13 protein-coding genes are annotated in these 21,245 nt (G+C 61.7%); 6 read left to right on the top strand and 7 right to left on the bottom strand.

Going from position 1 to position 21,245, the window contains the following annotated elements:
• Positions 1-6: 6 nt before the first annotated feature.
• The 7 genes from Q0063_RS01865 to Q0063_RS01895 form a co-directional block, all read right to left on the bottom strand.
• Entirely contained in the window at positions 7-2,721 is a 2,715-nt protein-coding gene (locus tag Q0063_RS01865) for a FlgK family flagellar hook-associated protein (protein WP_297870270.1), read from the bottom strand.
• A 39-nt stretch (positions 2,722-2,760) separates the two neighbouring features.
• Positions 2,761-3,237, bottom strand: a complete 477-nt coding sequence (gene flgN, locus Q0063_RS01870; RefSeq protein ID WP_297870271.1) for a flagellar export chaperone FlgN — start codon at positions 3,235-3,237, stop codon at positions 2,761-2,763.
• Positions 3,238-3,240: 3 nt separating this feature from the next.
• On the bottom strand, positions 3,241-3,549 hold the full coding sequence (locus tag Q0063_RS01875; protein ID WP_297870272.1) for a hypothetical protein: 309 nt from the start codon (positions 3,547-3,549) through the stop codon (positions 3,241-3,243).
• 219 nt (positions 3,550-3,768) lie between these two features.
• Positions 3,769-4,818, bottom strand: coding sequence for a chemotaxis-specific protein-glutamate methyltransferase CheB (gene cheB / locus Q0063_RS01880; protein WP_297870273.1), 1,050 nt, complete (start codon positions 4,816-4,818; stop codon positions 3,769-3,771).
• Positions 4,819-4,845: 27 nt separating this feature from the next.
• The gene (locus tag Q0063_RS01885) at positions 4,846-5,682 is read right to left on the bottom strand and encodes a protein-glutamate O-methyltransferase CheR (protein ID WP_297870274.1); all 837 of its coding nucleotides are present in this window, start codon (positions 5,680-5,682) and stop codon (positions 4,846-4,848) included.
• A gap of 25 nt (positions 5,683-5,707) precedes the next feature.
• A complete protein-coding gene (locus Q0063_RS01890; RefSeq protein ID WP_297870275.1) occupies positions 5,708-6,202 on the bottom strand; it encodes a chemotaxis protein CheW in 495 nt (164 codons plus the stop codon).
• 23 nt (positions 6,203-6,225) lie between these two features.
• Complete coding sequence (locus tag Q0063_RS01895; RefSeq protein WP_297870345.1) at positions 6,226-8,280, bottom strand: chemotaxis protein CheA; 2,055 nt, start codon at positions 8,278-8,280, stop codon at positions 6,226-6,228.
• Between the two features lie 118 nt (positions 8,281-8,398).
• Between Q0063_RS01895 and Q0063_RS01900 the strand changes: the two genes are divergently transcribed.
• From Q0063_RS01900 to Q0063_RS01925, 6 genes are all read left to right on the top strand, one after another.
• The gene (locus tag Q0063_RS01900; protein ID WP_297870276.1) at positions 8,399-9,826 is read left to right on the top strand and encodes a hypothetical protein; all 1,428 of its coding nucleotides are present in this window, start codon (positions 8,399-8,401) and stop codon (positions 9,824-9,826) included.
• Positions 9,813-10,136, top strand: a complete 324-nt coding sequence (locus tag Q0063_RS01905; RefSeq protein WP_297870277.1) for an EscU/YscU/HrcU family type III secretion system export apparatus switch protein — start codon at positions 9,813-9,815, stop codon at positions 10,134-10,136. Before Q0063_RS01900 ends, Q0063_RS01905 begins: the two co-directional genes overlap by 14 nt.
• Positions 10,137-10,163: 27 nt before the next feature.
• Positions 10,164-10,796: a PilZ domain-containing protein gene (locus Q0063_RS01910; RefSeq protein WP_297870278.1), complete on the top strand. Its 633-nt coding sequence runs from the start codon at positions 10,164-10,166 to the stop codon at positions 10,794-10,796.
• Entirely contained in the window at positions 10,793-15,838 is a 5,046-nt protein-coding gene (locus Q0063_RS01915; protein ID WP_297870279.1) for an S-layer homology domain-containing protein, read from the top strand. The genes Q0063_RS01910 and Q0063_RS01915 overlap by 4 nt, the downstream gene beginning before the upstream one ends.
• A gap of 250 nt (positions 15,839-16,088) precedes the next feature.
• Positions 16,089-20,396 carry an Ig-like domain-containing protein gene (locus tag Q0063_RS01920; RefSeq protein ID WP_297870280.1) on the top strand — a complete coding sequence of 1,436 codons (4,308 nt, stop codon included), beginning with the start codon at positions 16,089-16,091 and terminating at the stop codon, positions 20,394-20,396.
• Positions 20,397-20,433: 37 nt separating this feature from the next.
• Positions 20,434-21,192 (top strand): PilZ domain-containing protein, encoded by a 759-nt coding sequence (locus Q0063_RS01925; RefSeq protein WP_297870281.1) that lies wholly within the window; start codon positions 20,434-20,436, stop codon positions 21,190-21,192.
• Positions 21,193-21,245: the final 53 nt, after the last annotated feature.

Below are 21,245 nucleotides of genomic sequence, written 5' to 3' on the forward strand. Positions count from 1 at the left end.
CCTTTATCAAGTCGTTACGCCGGTGTTGTTGATGAGTTTATCCAGAACGGTGTCTATGGTGGTCATCAAGCGGCAGGCGGCGTTATAGGATTTGGCATACATCATCAGGTTCATGGCCTCGTCGTTGAAGTCCACGGAGGATACACTGGCCCGGTTGGTGTCAATCTGGAGTGTGGACTTGTAAGAGGTGGTAAGAGAATTATTGGTCACATCCTGGTCATTGCCCAGAATTCCGCCCATATTCTCCCACATCTCACTGAAGGTTCCGTTGAACATCGAGTCGCCGGTGGCGTCCCGGGTGGAGAAGAGGTCGCTGGGCACATAGTCCATCTTCGTGTGGAACAGGTTCTGCATGTGGAGAATGTTCTTGCTGTCTCCGGAGGCGGGCTCCGACTCGCCGGGGCCGCACTCAAAGGAGCGGATGATGGAGACCGCGTTCTTGGACCAGCTGTTCGAAATACTGATATTTCCTGCTGTAATATTGGTGGTGTCGTCTCCGTTATTGTGGTTGCTGATCAGGACGCCTCCTTCAAAGATGCCCATTGTGATGGGGTTCCCATCCTCGTCGGTATAGGGCACCTCTTCCATGATCGGATTGCCATTCTGGTCAACCATCGGATTTCCGTCCTGGTCGGTCTTCTGGACCTGGTGGGTCTGAGGCTGGCTGAGATAGGCCTTCACGGCCTCGGTTCCGGTTTTGCCGGTGGCCTCCAGGGCGGTTTTGACCTCCTTGGGAAGTGCGTCCCAGACCTCCGGTTTATCCCACTTGGTATCCTTGTTCAGCTTATATTCGCCCATGACGGCATTTCCGTCGTCGTCCACCATCGGGGCGCCGGTTTCATCAAGCTTCTGGTAGGGAATGCTCACAGGCATGCCGATGACCCGGCCCGTGTCCTCGTCTACCATGGGCTCGCCGTCCTCGCCCATCACCAGGCCGATATAATTCCCCTGGTCGTCGTAGCGGTAGCCCTGGTTGGCCCCGTTGATGGCATTGGCCAGCTGATTGGCCAGCAGGTCCAGGCTCTTCTGGAAATAGGGGATGCCGCGCTTGCTGCGGGCCTTTTCGTCGCAGGAGAGGGCGTCCTCATTTGTTCCGTCAATGATGCTGGTGTCCATGAACTCGCCCTTTTCGGTGAGGAGCTCCCGATCCGCCTGGAGTGCGCCGTGAAGGTCGTTGTCATCCAGGTGGACAGGCGTGGACAGCACCTGCACGTATTCATACTTGGTGTAGATGGGAGCGCCGGTTTCGTCCTTGCCGGACTCCCGGTAGGAGACGATATGCATGTTCCCGGTGTCCGGGTCCCGGTTTTTAATGGTCTTCCCCAGGTTGTCAATGGCCTCCTGATAGGCGGCGGCGTTTCCGTCCTTCCGCAGCTCAATGGGCGTCTGCTTTTCGGTGATGTAGTGAAGATAGCCCTTGCGGTCCCGCAGCTCGGAAACCGTCATATTGAAATTGGGATTGTTGACCAGCTTGGCTTCCGACTCGTCGGCGGTGGGCTGGCCCTTTCCGTTCAGATAGGGCTTGTAGTCCGGGTTGGCCTCATAGCTGATCTGGGAGAGGTTGGGGTCCGTGGTCACAGCCCCGTCCGCATCCAGATACCACTCGTTCCCCACTGCGTTGGGCCGGGTCAGGTCCGCCTTCGGATTCAGCGTCCGGGCGGGAGCGGCCTGGGCCGGGTCGTTGGTGGGTGTGCCGTCCGCCATGAGATAGCGGGGGTTGGTGTCGCTGGGGTCCTGGGCCGCATCAAAGTTCGGGTTGGGAATCCTGGCCTCCGCCGCGTCCTCCGGGAACATGGCGGGCTTGCCGTCGGCCCCCAGATAGGGCCAGGTGGTGGTATCCTTGGGGTCCAGCTCCCGCTTCTGGGCCACCTGGTCAATGGAAATCTGAGCGGCATAGACGCCGTCAATCAGGGTGGCGGTATCCGTCACGGAAGTGGGGTCCGGGTTGGCGTCGTCCAATTTAATGGTGATTTTCTCAACCTCCTGGCCGGGGCAGATCTCCTCCATACTGTAGGTCACGTCGATCTTTATATAGCCGGAGAGCTCGTCAATCAGCACGTTCCGCTGGTCCCGGAGCTCCAGGGCGTTGTCATCGTGGATGTCGCACTTGCGAATCTCCTCGTTCAGCTCCCGGATGCCGGTCAGAAGCCCGTTGACCTTCTCCACCTTCTCCTCCAGGCCTTTCACCGTGTTGTTATACAGCTCTTCAAGCTTTCCGGCGTAGTCGTTGAAGCGCTCCACCACCTTCTGAACGGCGGCCTTGACCTGCCGGTCAAACTCGGCGTGGCCGGTCTCGGTGGTCAGGTTGCCCAGTGCCTTGCGAATCTCCTCCAGACCGGCGCCCAGAATGCCGAAGTCGTCGCCCTCGGTCTGCTCGCCCTTGCCCACCTCGTCCAGAATGCTGGCAATCTGCTGGAGGCCGCTCAGCTTGGCATCCATGTAGCCCACATCGGCGTTGGAGCTGCGGAAGCGGATATCCAGATAGGGGTCCCGCAGCTGGGAGACGCCGGTGCACAGCACGCCCTGTCCGGTGCGGACGTCGGCGGCGTTGGCATAGCGGTCGCTTCCGCCCACGTGGAGGCTGGTCTGATCCAGCCGCTGGCGGGTATAGCCCAGCGTGTTGATGTTGGAAATGTTATTTCCCGTGATGCTCAGGCCGGTCTGGGCGGCGTAAATCGCCAGGCGCGCCTGGGTAAAGGAACCGAAAGTACCAATGGCCATATCAAAAAACTCCTTTTGTCATCTCACCCGGGGCCCAGCTCAGGCCCGGAAATCTGTTCTCATGGACGGGGGCAGCTGTACGCCCGGCCCCCGGTAGCCCGGCCCCTGGGAGGCCGGCCTGACGCCCATGGCGGCAATGGTGCTCTCCACCTCCCGGAGATTCTTCTCCAGAAGCTCCCGCGCCGTCCGGGAATGCTCCTCATAGACGCGGTAGCGCTCCTGAAGGGCGGAGACGGCCTGCCGGATCTCCTCCCGCAGGGCGGGGGGACAGCGGTCCGGCACCCTGGACAGGGGCACGTTCCGGAGCCCCAGGCCGTCCAGCAGCTTTTCTCTGGTCTGTTCCAGACCCCGGAAAAAGAGGGCCTGGGCCTGTTCCTGCCGGAGCACCTCGTCCAGGGCCACCAGATCATCCTGCTCCACGGCGGCCCTTTTCTGGTCCGCCAGGTCCGTCAGCGTCTCCAGGCCCTGACGCAGGTTTCCCAGAAAGGTCAGGTAGGAACGGAATTGTTCATCCATTGTTTAATCCTCCGTCAGAAGCATCATCCGACCGGCTATGGCCATGGGGTCCGGGGCGTACTCCCCGGCGGACACGGCCCGGCGGAGCTCCTGAATGTCGCCGGTGGTGGTGGCGGTCCGCACCTCGTGGGACAGTCGGCTGACCAATTCCATTTGGAAGCCGCTCTTTCCCGCGGGACGCGGAGAAAACGCCGCCGAATCATAGTTGGGTTCCACAGTGGTCCGGGCGGCGGCGCCGCGCTTTTGTGGAGTGTAGTAAGTCTTGGGCCGGGAAACAGAGGAAATGGGCCCGGAACCGGAAGAAGTCAGCATACAATCTCACATCCTTTACCGCAAATATCCGCAGTCAGCTTGAAATCTATTCATTATTCTTATCGGCCACAGGGGGAAAAAGTTAAGAATCCCCGGTGAAAATTCTTCCTGTCCCCGGTCCTCCGCCGCCGGACGCCCCGCAGCCAGGGAAAAAGGCGCAAAAAAAGAGGCGCAAAAAACCCGCTCCGGAGGGAGCGGGCTTCAGGCGTCCGGCAGGCGTTATCCCAGGGTTTTCAGGTGGCGGAGCAGAACGTTGGCCACGTTTTCACAGCTGGCCTGGATACAGACGGCCCCGATATCGTGGGCCACCGCAGGCATGCCGTAAACCACGCTGGATTCCTTATCCTGGCCGATGGTATACGCGCCCTTTTTCCGCATGGCGAGAAGGCCCGCCGCGCCGTCCTGGCCCATGCCGGTCATGATGATGCCCACCATTTTGCAGCGGACCACCTCGGACATGGACTGGAACATGGCGTCCACCGACGGGCGGTGTCCGCTGACCTTCTCCCCCGGCACGCAGGAAACGGTATACCGCTCCCCGATGCGCACCACCCGGCACTGAAGGTCCGCCGGAGCCACCAGGGCCAGCCCGCGGTGGAGCTCGTCGCCGTTTTTGGCCTCCCGGACCTCCATCTTGCACAGGCGGTTCAGCCGCTCGGCATACATCTGGGTGAAGCCCTTGGGCATGTGCTGGACAATCACCATGGCGGGGATATCCGCCGGAAGGCGCTTCATGACCTCCAGGGTCGCCTCCGTTCCTCCGGTGGAGGCCCCCAGGCCCACAATCACATGGTCCAGCGCAGAAGAGGCCCCCAGCGCCGCCGGAGCGGCCAGAGGCTGCCTGGGAGCCTGAACGCCGGGCGCCGCCGCCCGGACCCGGGCCATGGAGGCAATGATGACCTTCTGGCTCAGAGCTGTGACAAAGGCGTCCTTATTGTCCTGGGGCTCCGGCTTGCGGACAAAGTCCACTGCGCCGGCGGACAGCGCATCAAAGATTTTCAGATTCAGCGAGGAGACCAGAATCATCGGAATGGGGTTGGTGGGAATATAGGATTTCAAAAAATCAATGCCGTTTTGGCCCGGCATCTCCACATCCATGGTGACGACATCGGGCTTCAGCGTGGATATCTTCAGTTTTGCATCCAGGGTGTTAATGGCATATCCGACCACCTCGATCCTGGGGTGGGCGGACAGCCCCTTAATGATGAGGCTGCGGGCCAGAGCGGAGTCATCCACCACCAGGACGCGGATCGTCTTTCCAGTTACCACAACAGGAAAGCACCTCCTTTGGACTGGTTATTTTTGGAATGTCGCAGTAGCCAGCCGGCGGTAGGGGGCGTTCTGGCTCAGGTTCTCCGAGGCGCTGATCAGCAGATAACCGCCGGGAACCGTCGCGTCATAGAACCGCCGCACAAGTGCGTCCTTAGTGGGCTGGTCAAAGTAAATCATCACGTTCCGGCAGAAGATGACGTCGAACTTCCGGCGGAAGCGGATGGGGTCCATCAGGTTGAAGGTCTGGAAAATCACATTGTTCCGCACGGCGGGGGTCACGGTGTAGGTGCCGTCCTTGTTGGCGGTGAAGTACTTCCGTTTCCACTCCTGGGGGATGGTATCCGGCAGGGAGTACACCCCCCGCTTGGCGCTGGCCAGGGCCTGGGCGGAGATATCCGAGGCCAGAATGCGGGTGTCCCACTGATTGGCCTGGGCCCCCAGGTAGTCGTAGAGGAACATGGTAATGTTATAGGGCTCCTCCCCGCTGGAGCACCCGGCGCTCCAGATGGAGAGGCATTTGTCCTTCTGATGGCGGCGGACCAGCTCCGGGATGATATTCTGGCAGAAATAATCCAGGTGCTCCTTCTCCCGCATGAAGAAGGTATAGTTGGTGGTCAGCTTGTTCAGGACCAAAATGATATCGTCGTTTTCCTTCTTTTCCAGCACGTGGCTGACAAAGTCGGAAAAATTCCGATAGCCCAGCTTCCGGATGGCCGGGGACAGCCGGCCGGTAATCAGCTGCTTTTTCTGGGTCAGGTCGATGCCGTAGGTGCTCTGTATGAACGACACCAGCCGCTTGAAGTCCGCGTCGGAGATTGTCATGGGGGCGAAGCCGCTCCCGGTCCCTTGTTTGTTTTCCATTGTGTTTGCCTCGTCTCCTGTTTTTTCAGGGCTCCAGCAGCTGTTCACAGTCCAGCACCAGCATGGTGCCGCTGCCGTCGGGCAGGGTGCACATGCCGGAAACCAGCTTCTGAGCGCTCCGGGAGGGAATGGGCACAATGCTGTCCTTGGGAATGTCGATCATCGACTCCACAGAATCCACCAGAATGCCGATCTGAGTCTCGTTGTAGTTCAGAACCACCAGGAGGCTCTCTCCGTCCTCCAGGGGGAACTTGCCCAGGCGCTGCCGGATGTCCATGATGGGGATGATCTGTCCCCGCATGTTGAAGATGCCCCGGATATAGTCCGGCATCATGGGCAGATAGGTCACGGTGTGGTGGTTCAGAATCTCCACCACATATTCCGCGTCCAGGCCCAGTTTCAGGTTATCTGTCACAAAAATGAGATGCTTGCGGCTCTCAATGACCTCTTCCTCCTGAGGTGCGGTCTCGTCGTATTCACTGCTGATCTGAAACAGCGCCTCTTCCTGTACAGCCTTCATCGTTTCATCCTCCCTCCGCGCTCTCAGACGCCGTGGGCCGCCGCGTAGAGGCCGCCCGCGTCCAGAATGATGCTGATATTGCCGTCTCCCAGGATGCTGCATCCTGTAATTCCGTAATTCTTGATGTCAAAATTGTTCACATATGTGGGGAAGGGCTTGACAACGATCTGCTGCTCGCCCAGAAGCTCGTCGACAAACAGGCAGTAGGAGCAGTCCCCGGACTCCAGCCACAGCAGAATGCCGTCCTCAATCTCCTCGGCGCCGCCGGGGAGATTGTAGAACTCCCGGGCCCGGATGACGGGATAGTAATTGTCCATAACCTTGACCATCTCTCCGTTGACCGAGTCGTGGAGAATGTCTTTGGAGGTCATTTTCATGCTGGAGCAGATATTGTTGATGGGGATGGTGAAGATGGAGTCCCCCACAGAGACCTCCATGCCGTCCATGATGGACATGGTCAGGGGAATGCGCATGGTGGTGGTCATGCCCCGGCCCTGCTCGCTGGTGATGCTGACGGTGCCGCCCAGGCTCTCCACGCCGCTCTTCACCACGTCCATGCCCACGCCGCGGCCGGAGAACTCCGTCACTTCCTTGTTGGTGGAAAAGCCCGGGGCCATGAGGAAGTTCAGGATTTCCTTATGAGAATATTCCACATCCGGAGAGGCGATGCCGTTTTTGATGGCCTTTTTCAGTACGGCCTCGTCATTGACGCCGGCTCCGTCGTCGGAAATCTGGATGATGACCTCGCTACCGGTGTCCTGGGCGGAGAGAACCACCTCGCCCACCGGGTCCTTGCCGGCGGCAATCCGCTCCTCCGCCGTCTCCTCGATGCCGTGGTCCATGGCGTTGCGGACCATGTGCATGATGGGGTCCCCGATGGAGTCCACGATGGTTTTGTCCACCTCGGTGTCCTCTCCGATCAGGGTGAGCTTGGCCTGTTTGTTCAGCTTCTTGCACATATCCCGGACGATGCGGTTCATCTTCTGGAAGGTGTTGGACACCGGCACCATCCGCAGGGACATGGACACGTCCTGAAGCTCGTCTGTAAGCTTGCGCAGCTCCCGGGCGGACTTGTGGAAGGCGTCCAGATTCAGACCCTTCAGGTCCGGGGAGGAGGTGACCATGGCCTCGGTAATGACAATCTCGCCCACCACGGCGGAAAGCTGGTCCAGCTTGCTCAGGTTCACGCTGATGAGGCTCTCCTTCTGGTGCTGCTGTCCGCCGCCGGCGGCCTGAACCGCGGGAGCGGGAGGAGCGGCCTTGGGCGCGGGGGCCGCGGCGGCCTCCGGCGCGGGGGCGGGTTCCTCCTCCTCCACAGGGGGGGCGGGCACATAGTCGTGGGGCTGATAGGACCGGACGGAGCCGGCGGAGCGCACCTCGGGAATGGCCTTCTCCCGGTCCGCCGCATTTTTGAACATCAGCAGGAAGCCGTTGTCAATAATGGTCTCGGCCGTGGACGCGTCGCTCTCCACCCCGGCGGGCTCATAGAGGAAATCCGCCTCGGAGCAGAAGGACTGGATGGCGGTCAGCAGCATGTAGGCCCGGAGATTTTCCATGCCGCAGCCGTCGTCAAAGAAGACCCGCAGCTCAAAGGGGAAATCCGCGTTGCCCTCTGTCGACTGGGCAGGCGCGGGGGCCGCCGCCGGAGGCGGCGCGGCGGGCGCCGGAGGCGCGGGAGCGGGCTCTGGTTCCTCCTCGCCCTTAATTTTGGCGATCAGACTATTAATATTTGCAAGGAAACTGTCGACATCCTTATTAAGGGGCTGTTCGGCCTCGACCTTTTCCATCTCCTCCCGGAAGTAGTCGATGGCATGGAACATCAGGTCAAACATGGCGGGGCGGTTCGCCTCGGAAACCACGTCCATTGTATTTTCCCGGACGATGAAGAACATGTCCTCGATCCGGTGGGCCACCGCCGCCAGGGAATCGAACTCCATCATGGCGGAGGATCCCTTGATGGTATGCATAATGCGGAAGATCTCATTCACGTTTTCCTGGGAGAAAGTATTTCCCTTTTCCGCGTCAAGAACAATATTTTCCAGTTGTTCAAGCAACGTGTTGGTCTCGTAAATATACATATCCAGAATATCGTTGCTGCTCACGAAAACACCACCTTATAGCCTTTTTCAATTCTATCGACCTGATACGCTAAAAAAATAAGTAGCCCATACAAGTTTTTTCTGCGAGGTGTCACGAATGCCTGATATTCTCGGCGCAACCAACCCGGTACCCGGGTATGACAACGCAAATGTCAACCGGAATATCCCGGTTTCCCCCAACAACACACAAATTCAGAATGTACCGGACCCCAGCCGGGTCAGCCGGGCCGACGGCCGCACGGAACAGCAGAGCGGCGGCGAGGGAAGCCCTGTCCGGTACGACTCCAATTTCCAGACCTTCCTCCAGCGTCTCCGGGGAACGCCGGGGGCGGCGGAGAGCCTGGCCCGCATCTTCTCAGGCCGGGAGGGCACCGTCGTCCTCTCCGGCATGAGCGCCGGCATCGCCGAGGAGATGTCCCAGATTCTGGAGATGCTGCGGATGGACGAAAGCCAGCTGCTGGAGTTCCTCACGGGGCAGTTCAAGGCGGGGTCCCGCTTCGGCGGGGCGCTGTTCGCTCTGCTGCGCAACGCCTATGCCCGGGCCGGGTCCGACGGCGTCCGGGGGGACATTCTTCAGTTCCTCAAGTCCTATGTGGACTTTGACTCCACCGCCCACCTTGAAAGCAGCATCCTCCGGAATCTGTCTGCCATGGCCGACGCCATGCCCGCCAGCTGGGCGGAAAAGCTCCGGGAGATGATTGCCAGGCTGCAAAACGGCATGGCCGCCGGAAACCGGGCGGGAAACCTCCAGCTGCTCCAGAGGGACATCTTTCCTTATATGTCCTCCTATGTGGAGCGCACCCACGACTTCGGCCTGCCCCGAACCCTTCTGACCATGCTGGCGCTTCACGTGTCCCGGTATGAGAACGGCGGGGAGGAAAAGCTTCTGGAGTCCTTCCACCAGCTCAGCGGCTACGGCACGCTGAAGGGCCAGCTGGGAAGCATTGATGACCAGTCCCTTCTGCTGCTTCTGAAAAGCCGGCAGCTGCCGGGCTCCTCCCCGGCCATTCAGTTCTCGGACCATCTCGCCGCGGCGGCGGCCCGGGCGCTCCGGGGCGAGGGCAGCGCCGAGGTGCAGCAGGCCTTTCAGAACCTGGTTCACGCCATGCTCATCAACGAGAGCGTCTACATGCCGCTGAACCATTACATTCTGCCTCTGGAGTGGAACGGGCGGATGCTGTTCTCCGAGCTGTGGGTGGACCCCAACGCCGAGGACGAGCAGCAGGGCCAGGGGGGCCGGCGGGAGAGCGCCATGAAGTTCCTCTTCAAGATTGATGTGCAGTCCCTGGGCCTGTTCGACGTCATTCTGACGGCCCGGGACAGCGACGTGGATATCCAGATTGCCTGTCCGGACAAGGTCGCCCCCTTCTCCCGGCAGATTGAGGCCGGCATCACCCAGATTCTCGCCAACCATGAGCTCAAGCCCTCCCGGGTGCTTGTGCGGCGGATGGAGCGCCCGGTCGCCCTGACCGACGTGTTCCCCAAAATCTTTGAAGGGATGAACAGTGTAAATGTCAAGGTCTGATGGAACCGCGGCCAGAAACGCCAAAAAGGCGGTGGCCCTTCAGTACGGACCGGGCGACGCCGCGCCGGTCATTGTCGCGTCGGGCATGGGATACCTGGCGGAAAAAATCGTGGAGACCGCCGCCGAAAACGGCGTGCCCATTTATGAGGACAACTCCCTGTCCACCATCCTCACCCAGCTTCAGCTGGGGCAGGAGATCCCCGAAAGCCTGTATCAGGCCATTGTGGAAATTTACGTGTATTTCCTCCGCTTCGACCCCTCGGGGCAGGGACAGAAAAAGCAGAACGGCGTGACGCCGGAACAACCATGATATCATGATATAAGGAGAGGTGACAACATGACGACAGCCAATCAGGACTCCTCCACCTATTTGATACTCGACAGCGCCAACACGCCGCTGGCCCACGGAAAAATGGAGACCCCGCCGGGGAGCAAGCCCATGCGGATGCTGGTGCTGGAGGCCAAGGTGGACGACGTGATGGAGCATGAGGAAGTAAACCTCATCGGCATGGGCAGCAGCGATCTGCCCATGCGCTGCCGGGTCCTCCGCCAGCGGGGGGACAAGGTGCTTCTGGAAAAGCTCGGCACCCTGGACGGCGAGCTCCGGCGGAACCTCCGGGTCCCGGTGCAGTTTGACACCTTCCTCTATCCTCTGGACGACGCCTGGAGGGGCCGGAGAAACGCCCGGTCCCTGGACCTCAGCTGCGGCGGCATCGCCTTTCTGGCGGAGGACGGCCTGGAGCTCCACGACCGGGCGGAAATCGTCGTGGTCCCCACGGAGAATCCGGTGCTTCTGCGCTGCGAGGTTCTGCGCAAGCAGGAGCGGGAGGGCGGCCCCTTCTTTTACGCGACCAAATTTGTAGATATGTGCGAGGACGAGGAGGTCGCCGTGCGGGAGGCGGTTTTCAGCCTTCAGCTCCAGTCCTCTCCCAGGAAACCGTCAGCGAACAGCCAGGAGGTACGAAAATGATGACAAAACCCAACACCGCGCGACTGAACACAAGACCAGGGTTCGCCGCCCTGGTCCTGTGCATGATTCTGCTGGCCCTCTCCGGGGTCCTCTCCCGCCCCGTTCAGGCGGCGGAGTGGATGGAGCCCTACCTGGAACAGGTCTCCGAGTGGGGGGTCATGCGGGGCGACGCCTCGGGCAACATGCACGAGGACCGGCAGATCACCCGTGCCGAGTTCGTCACCCTGGTGAACCGGGCCTTCGGCTATACCGACGCGGGCCCCAACCCCTTTACGGACGTTCTCCCCAGCGACTGGTTCGAGGAGGACATCCGCATCGCCCATCAGGCGGGCTACTTCAACGGCACCAGCGCCACCACCGCCTCCCCCAGGGCGCTGGTGACCCGTGAGCAGGCCGCCGCCTTCCTGGGCCGGTGTCTCCGGCTTCAGGGCACCTCCGGCGCGGGCACCAGCTTCCAGGACGGCTACCAGATCACGCCCCAGTTCCGGGGACTGGTGCAGGAGGCGGCGGAGCTGGGCATCATCCAGGGCTATACCAGCGGCGACTTCCGCCCCAAGGACAACATCACCCGGGGACAGGTGGCCTGCTTCCTGGTCCGCGCCCTGGGCACCCTGGTTCAGGAGCCCGGGGAGAACATCTCCGGCGGCGTCTACGGAAACCTGACCATCAACACCCCCGGCGTGAAGCTGAAGGACACCGTGATTACCGGAAACCTCTACCTCACCGGCGGCGTGGGTCTGGGCAACGTGGAGCTGGAAAATGTCAGCGTCATGGGCAAGATCGTGGTCTGCGGCGGCGGCGAGGCCGAAAAGGGCGCCAACAGCATCGTCCTGCGGAACGTGACGGCGGACAGCCTGGAGGTGGACAGCCTCACGGAACAGTTCCTCTCCATCCGCTCCGAGGGCCTGACCAACATCGGGAACACCACCATCCGCACCTCCGCCTACATAGAGGATGTGACGGACGACGGTCTGGGACTGCGCTTCATCTCTCTGGAGGGCGGAAACGACGCCCTGTTCCAGTTCGCGGGCAACATCAAGGAGGTCGTCAACCGCACCCCCGGTTCCACCTTCCAGATGGCCCAGGGCATGGCCCATGTGGTTACCGTCGACGAAAAGGCCCTGGGCACCACCCTGAGCATTGACAACCGGGCCAGCATCAAAAATCTGAACCTGGACACCGCCGTTCCCGTGACGGGCGCGGGCAGCGTCAGCCAGATGAACGTCAACGCCGCCGGCTCCTCTGCCACCATGCTGCCGGACAACATCACCGTCCGGCCGGGCATCACCTCCAACATCAACGGACAGGTCATGGACAACGTGACGGCGGCGGAGTCCTCCGAGGACCCCCGGCTGCTGACGGGCTTCCCCGTCATGCGGAACGTGGGCCCCACGGCGGCGGACGCGGTTTTTAGCACCAACAAGCGGGGCACCATCTATTGGGCCCTCACCGCCCTCAGCGACGGGTCCGTCAGCGAGGACGACCTGATCCGTCCCCCCACGGGCTCCAACAGAATCATCCGCAGCGGCACCCTCAACGCCACTGCCTCCAACACCGAATTCACCGCCCGTCTCACGGGCCTGGCCCGGGACGGCTCCTATTACGTTTCCGCCATGCTGGTGGACAGCCGGGGCCGGAGAAGCCCCGTAAAGACGGTGGCCTTCACCACGCCGGACGACTCCGTGCCCAATTTCGCCGCCGGCTATCCCTACACCATCCTCACCCTGGACAGCGACAAGGAGCAGGTGGTCCAGGTCATGGCCATGCCCACCAAGAACTGCCAGATGTACTACGTCCTGCTGCCCAACAACGCCGTGGCTCCCACGGCGGCGGACTTCAAGGCCGGTTCCATCCCCGGCAATCTGGGCTTCGGCATCGTGGACGTGACGAAAAACACGCCCTATCTGGTGCCCAAGGTCAACACCTCCTATCTGGCGGAGCAGACCACCTACAGTCTCTATCTCTGGCTCAATGACGCCGACAACGGCCGCAGCTCCGCCGTCCGCCGCCTCCAGGTGACGACGCTGGACCGCACGCCCCCCGTCATTCAGCACCTGACGCCCCAGGACCCCGGCGCCAGAAACGTCCGCCTCTCCTTCTCCCTCAACGAGCCCGGCACGCTGTACTGGGCCGTGGTCCGGCATAACGCCCCCTTCTACGGCGCGGGCATCATCGACCCCAGAACCGAGGGCGCCACGCCGGATCAGTACAAGGGCGCTCAGATTCAGATTCAGAGCGGCACCGGGGCCCTGAGCCGGGGCAGCACCCGGGCAGCCCGGGCCGATACCGACTACACCATCAACGTCACCGGCCTTCAGCCTCAGACGGAATACGACCTCTACTATGTGGCGGTGGACAACGCGGGGAACTACAACGTCTACACCCAGGAGCTGACGCCCCCCATGCTGATTCACACCCTGGACAACGAGCCCCCTACGGTGCATCAGGAGTTCAGCCATCCCGCCAATGAGAGCACCACACAGCCGGAGGTCTACCCCGACACCTCCATCAGCGTGGTCTTCTCCGAGAGCGTCCAGGGCATCAGGCCCAACACGGTTCCCGCCGAGTACAATGTCTTCCGGGAGCTGTACAACAACGTCACCAAGGCTACCCCCGGCTCCGCCGAGCGGGCGGCGGCGGAAAAGGCCCTGGCCGACGCCCTGCGGGAGCACATCAAGCTCTATCAGCGGCCCGCCAACAACGCCACGCCTCAAAACCCGGTGACGGACCGCCACGCGGGCAACGAGGCCTCCATCGGGGACGACTGGGTCATCGACTACCGGAAGGCGGAGATCACCACGGACATGGAAACCGGTGAAATGCTCATCACCTTCCACTACAACGAAAATCCCAGCGAAAGCGCCCTGAACCTCACCAGCGGAGCCAATTACTACATCACCGTGGAAGGCATCTCCGACATGGCGGGCAACACCATGCGGGGCGGCAACCGTGGCGTGATTACCCTGCCGGTGTTCCACACCATCGACGCCCAGGTCCTCCTGGAGCGGACCAAGACCCTCAGCGCCACGGTCAACGGGTCCAACGTGGACTTCGACATGACCTTTGACCTGACGCCGGTGACGGCCAGCAGCGTGGACGCGGACATCAACTGGGATATGCTGATCTGGTACACCGCGCCGGACCCCGCCGCCTCCTCTGTGGAATTTGAGCTGTTCTACACCGACGACGGCGTGAACTGGAAGCAGTGCACCAACACGATTCCCAATCCCTCCACCGAAAGCCCCACCAGGGCCCTGATTCAGACCTTTGACGGGGAGCCCCGGACCGGCATCAGCGTGGGCAAGTGGTTTGCCAACTACGGCTTCGAGCAGCTGAAGACCATGCAGCACCGGGAATACGGCGTGCGCATCACCAAGGTGGGCTCCTCCGACCAGCGGGGCGACTGGAGCGTGCCCATCACCTTCGACATCCGCATTGTGGCGTCGGACCAGAGCTCTCTGCGGGAGCTGGCCACGCCGGACCTCAGCCCCTCTTCCTGGGAGAGCAACCAGGCGGGCGACAACGCGGTGAACGAAATCGGCGTGCCCACGCCCTTCACCGTGACCCATACCTTCTCCGACTCCAGCGCCCCCACCTTCATCCGGGGCTATCCCAACTTCCGGCCCGGCGACGAAACCGCCAACATCACCATTATGCTGAACCGGAACAAGACCACCTGCTACTACGTCATCGCCCCTCTGGGGACCATCCCCACCACCTATGACGGGGAGAATATCGACGATGTGGCCAGCTGGCTCAAGCTGGAAGAAAACGGCACCAACTTCAACGGCACAGGAGACAAGGGTCTTGTCACCGTACCGGTAAGCACCGACATCATGAACCCCCAGTTCCGAAACGAGCAGATCAAGACCGGCAACATCCGCTTCAACTCCGGAGCCACGGACCTGCCCACCATTACGGGCCTGCTGGCGGACACGGAATACATCGCCTACTTCGTGCTCCGGGGCGAGAGTCAGACCTCCTACTCCGGCGTGTACGCCTTCCGCTTCAAGACGGAAAAGGTGGTGCGGCCCATCCTGTCCATCACCCTGGCCTCTCCCAGCGCCACCATCAGCGCCGACCGGGAAGCCGACGGCGGCTATCTGCTGGTCCCCGCCGGACTGGAGCCCTCCCTTCTGCGGACCAAGCTGGACACCACCAACGTGGTCATTCCCGACGACTATCAGAAATACTGGCAGAGCAGCTGGTATGGCATGACCTATCTCCAGGCCATGCAGACCTCGGTGATGGACGGACCCAACTCCATCGGCTCCGTCTTCGACCTGTTCATTCCCAAGACCATTCAGGATGAGGTGGCCTCCATCATCATCTCCGGCAGCGCCGGCGCGGGCCACCCGGGCAGCCTGGTCCTGCGGGAAACCAGCAACATCACCACGGACCTGCGCTTCACCCAGGATTATTCCCGGTGGATGGATCTGGGCGTTCCCTGCTGGCTGATTGCCGTAGCCAGCAGTCCCCAGGGCTCGTCCTATGCCTTCTGCGCCAACTATCCCCTGACCAAGCTGGACACGGAGCACCCCAAGCTCCAGTCCATGGGCACCTCCATGTATACCTCTTCCGGCGCGCTGTGGTTTGAGTCTCCCGCCGAGGCCATGCAGGCCCTGTACTACGGCAGCCTGACCATCCAGTTTGACGAGGACCTGAACTGGAAGACCAGCAGCACTTCCGACACCTGGCTGGAGCTGGTGAACACTTCGAGCACCGTTGTGGGCCCCGGCCAAATCCACGCCAACGCCCTGCTGAGCGCCGGGCAGAACATCAACCTGATCCCTGACAGCCAGGGCAAGAGCAACCCCCTGAACTTCGAGTTCGGCCCCATTGCCTTCGGCAGCACCATCACCCTGCGGACCGCCAACCTCTGCGACAGCGCAGGCAACGCGGGCTTTGCCGACGGCAACCTGATGCTCCAGCTGGAGCTGGTGCAGCACCCTGTGAGCAAGATGTACAGCATGCGCTTCGTGGTGACCAACGCCTCCAAAAACTGGCTGGCCGACGGGTTCAGCTATGACCCCATCACCTGACGGGGAACGCCTCCCGGCGGGGGCCAAAGGGGCCAGCCCCTTTGGTATCCCCGTCAGGGGGGACACCCCCCTGAATCCCCCCAATGACGGGGGTTATTGAAATGAGATACGGACTGCTTTTCCGCCCTTAAAATTCCCCGTCATGGGGGAGTCCAGAGGGGGGTTCCCCGCGAAAGCGCGAAGTATAGAGTCCCCGCCGCTATGGCGGGAATAAGGACCCACCCTTCGGTGGGACACAGGAGGTCTTATTATGAGATTTCGATTTCACCGCCGCCTGCTGGCCCTGCTGCTGGCGGCGGCATTGGTTTGTTCCCTGACGCCTGCCGCGTTTGCTATTAACACTTACGAAATTGATCCGGTACGTCCCAATATAAGCGTTGGCGAAACGATCACCCTGACCGCAGAAACAAATACCACTTATACCTCTATCACCTGGGTAAATGAAAATACAAGTGCCGTAACCCTCTCCGGTTCCGGTGAAACGGTCTCTATTACCGGAATTGCGCAGGGTTCCGCTGTTATAAAAGCAACGTTCAACGACACACCAGATGGTAATATAACATCTCAAGCAACTGTTACCGTCGGAAGCGGTTCTTCCACTCCTACTGTAACCAATGTCACCGTCTCCCCCTCTTCCCGGTCTCTGACGGTGGGACAGACCTTCACCCCCACGGCCACGGTTACCATGTCCGACGGCAGCACGCCGCCTGCCGTCACTTGGAGCACCACCAGCGCCGCCATCGCGTCCGTGGACCCCTCCACCGGGAGGGTCACGGCGGTGGGGCGGGGCATGGCCGACATCATGGCGACAGCGGGCGGAAAAAGCGACATCTGCCAGGTTACGGTCGAGAATGCCGCCACAGTGCCGGTTACCAAAGTGACCGTCAGCGGGCCGTCCCACCAAGTCACCGAGGGGGAAACCCTCCAGCTGACGGCCACTGTGGAGCCCGCCAACGCCACGGACAAAACGGTCACCTGGTCCAGCAGCGACCAGTCCGTGGCGACTGTCAGCCCCAGCGGTCTGGTTACCGGCATCAAAACCGGCGAAAACATCCAAATCGTCGCCACCGCCGGCGGCGTGCGGAGTGAATACTATAATATCACGGTGGTTTCGCCCCCCCGGGACCCGTCTTTGAAGGTGGAGCCCACCACCCTGCTTATGGGCGTGGGGGAGATGGAGACCATCACCGCCGTACTGGAGAACGTCAATACCACCAACCCCAGACTGACCTGGACGGTGAAGGACCCTTCTGTGGCCTATCTGGTCAACGGCAGCTCCGGCGCCCGGGTCAGTCTCCGGGCCAGGGCCGTGGGCAGCACGGAGGTCTCGGTATACAATCCCGCCTCCAACCTCACCGCCGTCTGCAAGGTGCTGGTCACTGCCACGCCTCCCACCGGCGTGGAGATTACCACACCCCCCACCAAGGGCACCTCGATCTACGTGGAGCGCACCGGCTCCCCCAGAGAGCTGAAGGCCCAGGTCTACCCCGACGGCGCAGACCAGACGGTGACCTGGAGCGTGGCGGACACCTCCATTGCCACCATTGACCCCTCCACAGGCGTCATCACCGGCGTGAAGCCCGGCAAAACCGTGGTCACGGCCGCCGCCGCGGCAGACCCGGAGAAAAGCGACCATTCCGACATTGAGGTCTCCGGCATCCTGCTGTCCGAACACGAGCTGAACCTGCTGGTGAACCGGACGGAGAGCCTGTCCTTCCCCACCTACGGCAACGCCCCCACCTCCGTCAAGTGGACCAGCTCCAACCCCTCCATTGCCGACGCCTCGGGGGGCCGCATCACCGGCCACATGCCCGGCACCTGCACCATCACCGCCACGGCGGGGAACTACACGGACACCTGCACCGTCACGGTGGCGGAGGACGTGGCGGAGTCCATCGACCGCACCATTGACGCCGGAGAGACCCTGCCCTTCTCCGATCTGACGTCGGACCTGGACCGCCGCTCCCGGGACAAGGCAGGCAGCTATCTGGACTATATCTACGGTCTCAGAGTCGCCACCGGCGAGGGCACCCTCTTCTATGGCTACGTCTCCCCCGAGACGCCGGGCCACGGCGTGGGGTCTACCGAGCGCTATTACATGAACCCCGGCGTGGACCAGCGGCCCATTCGGGACATCACCTTTGTGCCCAAGGCCGGCTTCTCCGGCACCGCCGTCATCCACTACAACGGAGCGGACAGCAAGGGCATCACCTTTGTGGGCACCATCCGTGTGGAAGTCGGCTCCACCGGCGACGTGACCTACTCCACCGCCATCAATCAGCCTGTAACCTTCTCGGCGTCGGACTTCATCGCCATCTGCCAGACCCGGAACGGGCGGAATCTCCGGTATATCACCTTTGAACAGCCCTCCGCCAGCCGGGGCACGCTGTACTATGATTACAGCGCCAGCCAGTATTCCTCCAAGGTGGACAGCGCCACCCGGTACTATCCCAACAGCAATCCGCCCATTGACAAGGTGACCTTCCTTCCCGCCAAGGACTACACCGGCACCGTGGACGTGACCTATCACTGCACGGACACCTCCGGCATCCCCTATACCGGGTCCGTCCGCATCACGGTCTTCTCCCCCACCGGCGGCTCCGGCAGCGACGTGGAATGCACCACAGCCGTCAACCAGAGCGCGGACCTCAGCGCGTCCAGCTTCAATGACGCCTGCCAGCACGCCACAAATTCCAACCTGAACTACATCCGCTTCGACCGGCTCCCCTCCTCCAGCGTGGGAACCCTCTACTACAACTACACCAGCAGCTCCACCTACGGCAGCCGGGTTTCCACCTCCACCCGCTATTACCGCAATTCCACCCCCCGGATTTCCTATATCACCTTCGTGCCCGCCCGGGGATACAGCGGAACCATTACCGTTCCCTTCACCGGCACCAGCACCTCCGGCCGGACCTTCACCGGCAATCTCATCATTCGGGTGGGAGACGAGTACGGCACCGTGAACTACTCTACGCCGGAAAACGAGCCTGTGACCTTCCGGGCCGAGGACTTTAACAGCGCCTGCCAGCGCAACAACGGCACCACGCTGAACCGAATCAGCTTCTCCCTGCCCGCCGCCAGCACCGGAACGCTCTACTACAACTATGTCAGCTTCTCCGGCACCGGCACCCGGGTTTCCGCCTCCACCAGCTATTACCGCACGGGCACCAATTCCATCTCCAATGTCACCTTTGTCCCCGCCTCGGGATACAATGGTACTGTCTCCATCCCCTTCAGCGGCTATGACGACAGCGGAGCCCGGTTCAGCGGCACGGTGTCCGTCACCGTGGGCCGGGGCAGCGACAGCCGGACCGTCACCTATACCACCGTCACGGACGGAACCGTCCGCTTTGACGCGGCGGACTTCAACAACGTCTGCCGGGACATCACCGGCAGCACCCTGAACTATGTCCGCTTCGACCTGCCGGCCTCCCGCTCCGGGACCCTCTACTACCAGTATGACAGCGCCCGGAAAAGCGGAACCAAGGTCACCAGCTCCACCAGCTATTACCGCACCGGCAGCAGCCGGCTGATTAACGACGTCAGCTTCGTGGCCTCCGGCAGCGCCGGAACCGTCTCCTTCCACTATACCGGCTGGGCCAGCAACGGAGACTCCTTCACAGGTACGGTGGAAATCACCATCAACTCCCCCACCAGCAATCACCTTCGGTATATGGGCAGCTCCACGCCCATCTCCCTGCGGACCTCCGACTTCCAATCGGCCTGTCAGGGCGCTCTGGGCAGCGAGCTTTCCTATATTGAATTCAACAGCCTGCCCGGCTCCGGACACCTCTACCTGGGCTACACCAACCCCCTCCGCACCGGCACGGCCGTCACCACCGGCACCCGCTATTACCCCAACGGCTCCCCGGAAATCGGCCAGATCATCTATCTTGCCAAGGCAGAGCTTCAGGGCCTGGTCAGCGTCTCCTACACGGCTTATTCCGTCAACGGCGGAAGCCACACCAACACCCTGGAATTCACCCTCTCCAACAGCTACTGTACCACCCCCTTCAGCGACGTGGCCAGCGGCTGGGACTGGGCAAAGCCCTCCATTGAATTCCTGCGGTACAGCGGCATTACCACCGGCTACAGCAACAACACCTTCGCCCCCGGGCGGCAGATCAGCCGGGGCGAGTTCACCCTGATGGTCTGCCGGGCCTTTGGCTTCTCCACCGCCGGAGGGGCCTCCGGCTTCCCGGATGTGCCGGCCTCCAGCGTCTATGCCGGGGCCATCGCCACCGCCAGGGACCTGGGCATCGTTCAGGGTGAAAACGGCCTCTTCCGTCCCACCTCTCCCATCACCCGTCAGAGCGCCATGACCATGATCTCCCGGGCCATGACCGCCGCCGGGCAGACGCCCCCCGCCGCATCCACCGCCCTGCTCTCTGCCTATGCCGACGGGGACCAGGTCTCTGCCCATGCCCGGTCCGCCGTGGCGGCGCTGATTCAGATGGGCGCGGTACAGGGCAACGCCAGCAAGCGCCTCAACCCCACGGCGGCGATCAGCCGGGCGGAGATGGCGGTTATCCTTCACCGGGTTCTCGCCCGGTGAAGCCGCCCGGCAGCAATCAGAGAAAGGGGATTCAAAAATGGGTTTACTTGAATGGATTCAGCAGTTTTTTGACCGGGACGACGACTTCCTGGACTTGCCGGAGGAGGATTCCACGGAATCGCCGGAGGAGGATTTTCCACCTCCTCCCTCTGAGGAGGACTCCAAAATCCCGCCGGAGCTCTATTCCGGCATGCGGGTGGAGGTGACCACGCCGGAGAACCATCTTCTGTTTGTGGGCCGCCTGAAAATCTACGGCGCAGGCGTGCTGGAGGTCCGCTGCGAGCCGGAGGGCCAGGCCCCTCAGGCCATGTACAAGCAGGCGGTGAAAATCCGGGGCTTCCAGAAAAACGCGCAGGCCTTTTCCCTGAACGGCACCGTCTGCCGCAGCTGTGAGGACTTCTGGCACATTGAGAACCTGCAATTCCTCCAGAGCAGGGACCACCGGGATTTCTTCCGCCAGCACGCCGAGCTGAAGGGCACGGTCATCCCCAACCAGCGCTATCGGGAACAGGAGCAGCTGCCCTGCGTGGTGCAGGACATCAGCGCCAGCGGCGTCCGCCTGACGGTCAAGAAGGAGTTCGAGGTGGGTTCCGTCTTTCTGATGGACCTGACAGTGGTCTCCGAGGAGGCTCCCTTTGCCTTTACCTGTCAGGTGGAATGGCGCAATCAGCGGCGGCGGGACTTTGAGTATGGCTGCCATTTCCAGAACCTCCCGGAAAAGGAGCAGGAGCGGCTTTTGCAGGCCATCTTTGCCCTCCAGCGCAAAATCCTCCAGTCCAAACGGGACGCCATGTAAACGCATGTGAAGAGCCCCCCGCCCAGATGGGCGGGGGGCTCTTTGCGCCTCTT

Origin of the sequence: uncultured Oscillibacter sp. (assembly GCF_947654275.1) — a bacterium.
In the GTDB taxonomy this organism is placed as follows: Bacteria; Bacillota; Clostridia; order Oscillospirales; family Oscillospiraceae; genus Oscillibacter.

Excerpts from the sequence above, each read along its gene's own strand:
- Q0063_RS01865 (WP_297870270.1), bottom strand. The coding sequence starts at position 2,721 with ATGGCCATTGGTACTTTCGGTTCCTTTACCCAGGCGCGCCTGGCGATT.
- flgN (WP_297870271.1), bottom strand. The coding sequence starts at position 3,237 with ATGGATGAACAATTCCGTTCCTACCTGACCTTTCTGGGAAACCTGCGT.
- Q0063_RS01875 (WP_297870272.1), bottom strand. The coding sequence starts at position 3,549 with ATGCTGACTTCTTCCGGTTCCGGGCCCATTTCCTCTGTTTCCCGGCCC.
- Q0063_RS01885 (WP_297870274.1), bottom strand. The coding sequence starts at position 5,682 with ATGGAAAACAAACAAGGGACCGGGAGCGGCTTCGCCCCCATGACAATC.
- Q0063_RS01890 (WP_297870275.1), bottom strand. The coding sequence starts at position 6,202 with ATGAAGGCTGTACAGGAAGAGGCGCTGTTTCAGATCAGCAGTGAATAC.
- Q0063_RS01895 (WP_297870345.1), bottom strand. The coding sequence starts at position 8,280 with ATGTATATTTACGAGACCAACACGTTGCTTGAACAACTGGAAAATATT.
- Q0063_RS01900 (WP_297870276.1), top strand. The coding sequence starts at position 8,399 with ATGCCTGATATTCTCGGCGCAACCAACCCGGTACCCGGGTATGACAAC.
- Q0063_RS01905 (WP_297870277.1), top strand. The coding sequence starts at position 9,813 with ATGTCAAGGTCTGATGGAACCGCGGCCAGAAACGCCAAAAAGGCGGTG.
- Q0063_RS01910 (WP_297870278.1), top strand. The coding sequence starts at position 10,164 with ATGACGACAGCCAATCAGGACTCCTCCACCTATTTGATACTCGACAGC.
- Q0063_RS01915 (WP_297870279.1), top strand. The coding sequence starts at position 10,793 with ATGATGACAAAACCCAACACCGCGCGACTGAACACAAGACCAGGGTTC.
- Q0063_RS01920 (WP_297870280.1), top strand. The coding sequence starts at position 16,089 with ATGAGATTTCGATTTCACCGCCGCCTGCTGGCCCTGCTGCTGGCGGCG.
- Q0063_RS01925 (WP_297870281.1), top strand. The coding sequence starts at position 20,434 with ATGGGTTTACTTGAATGGATTCAGCAGTTTTTTGACCGGGACGACGAC.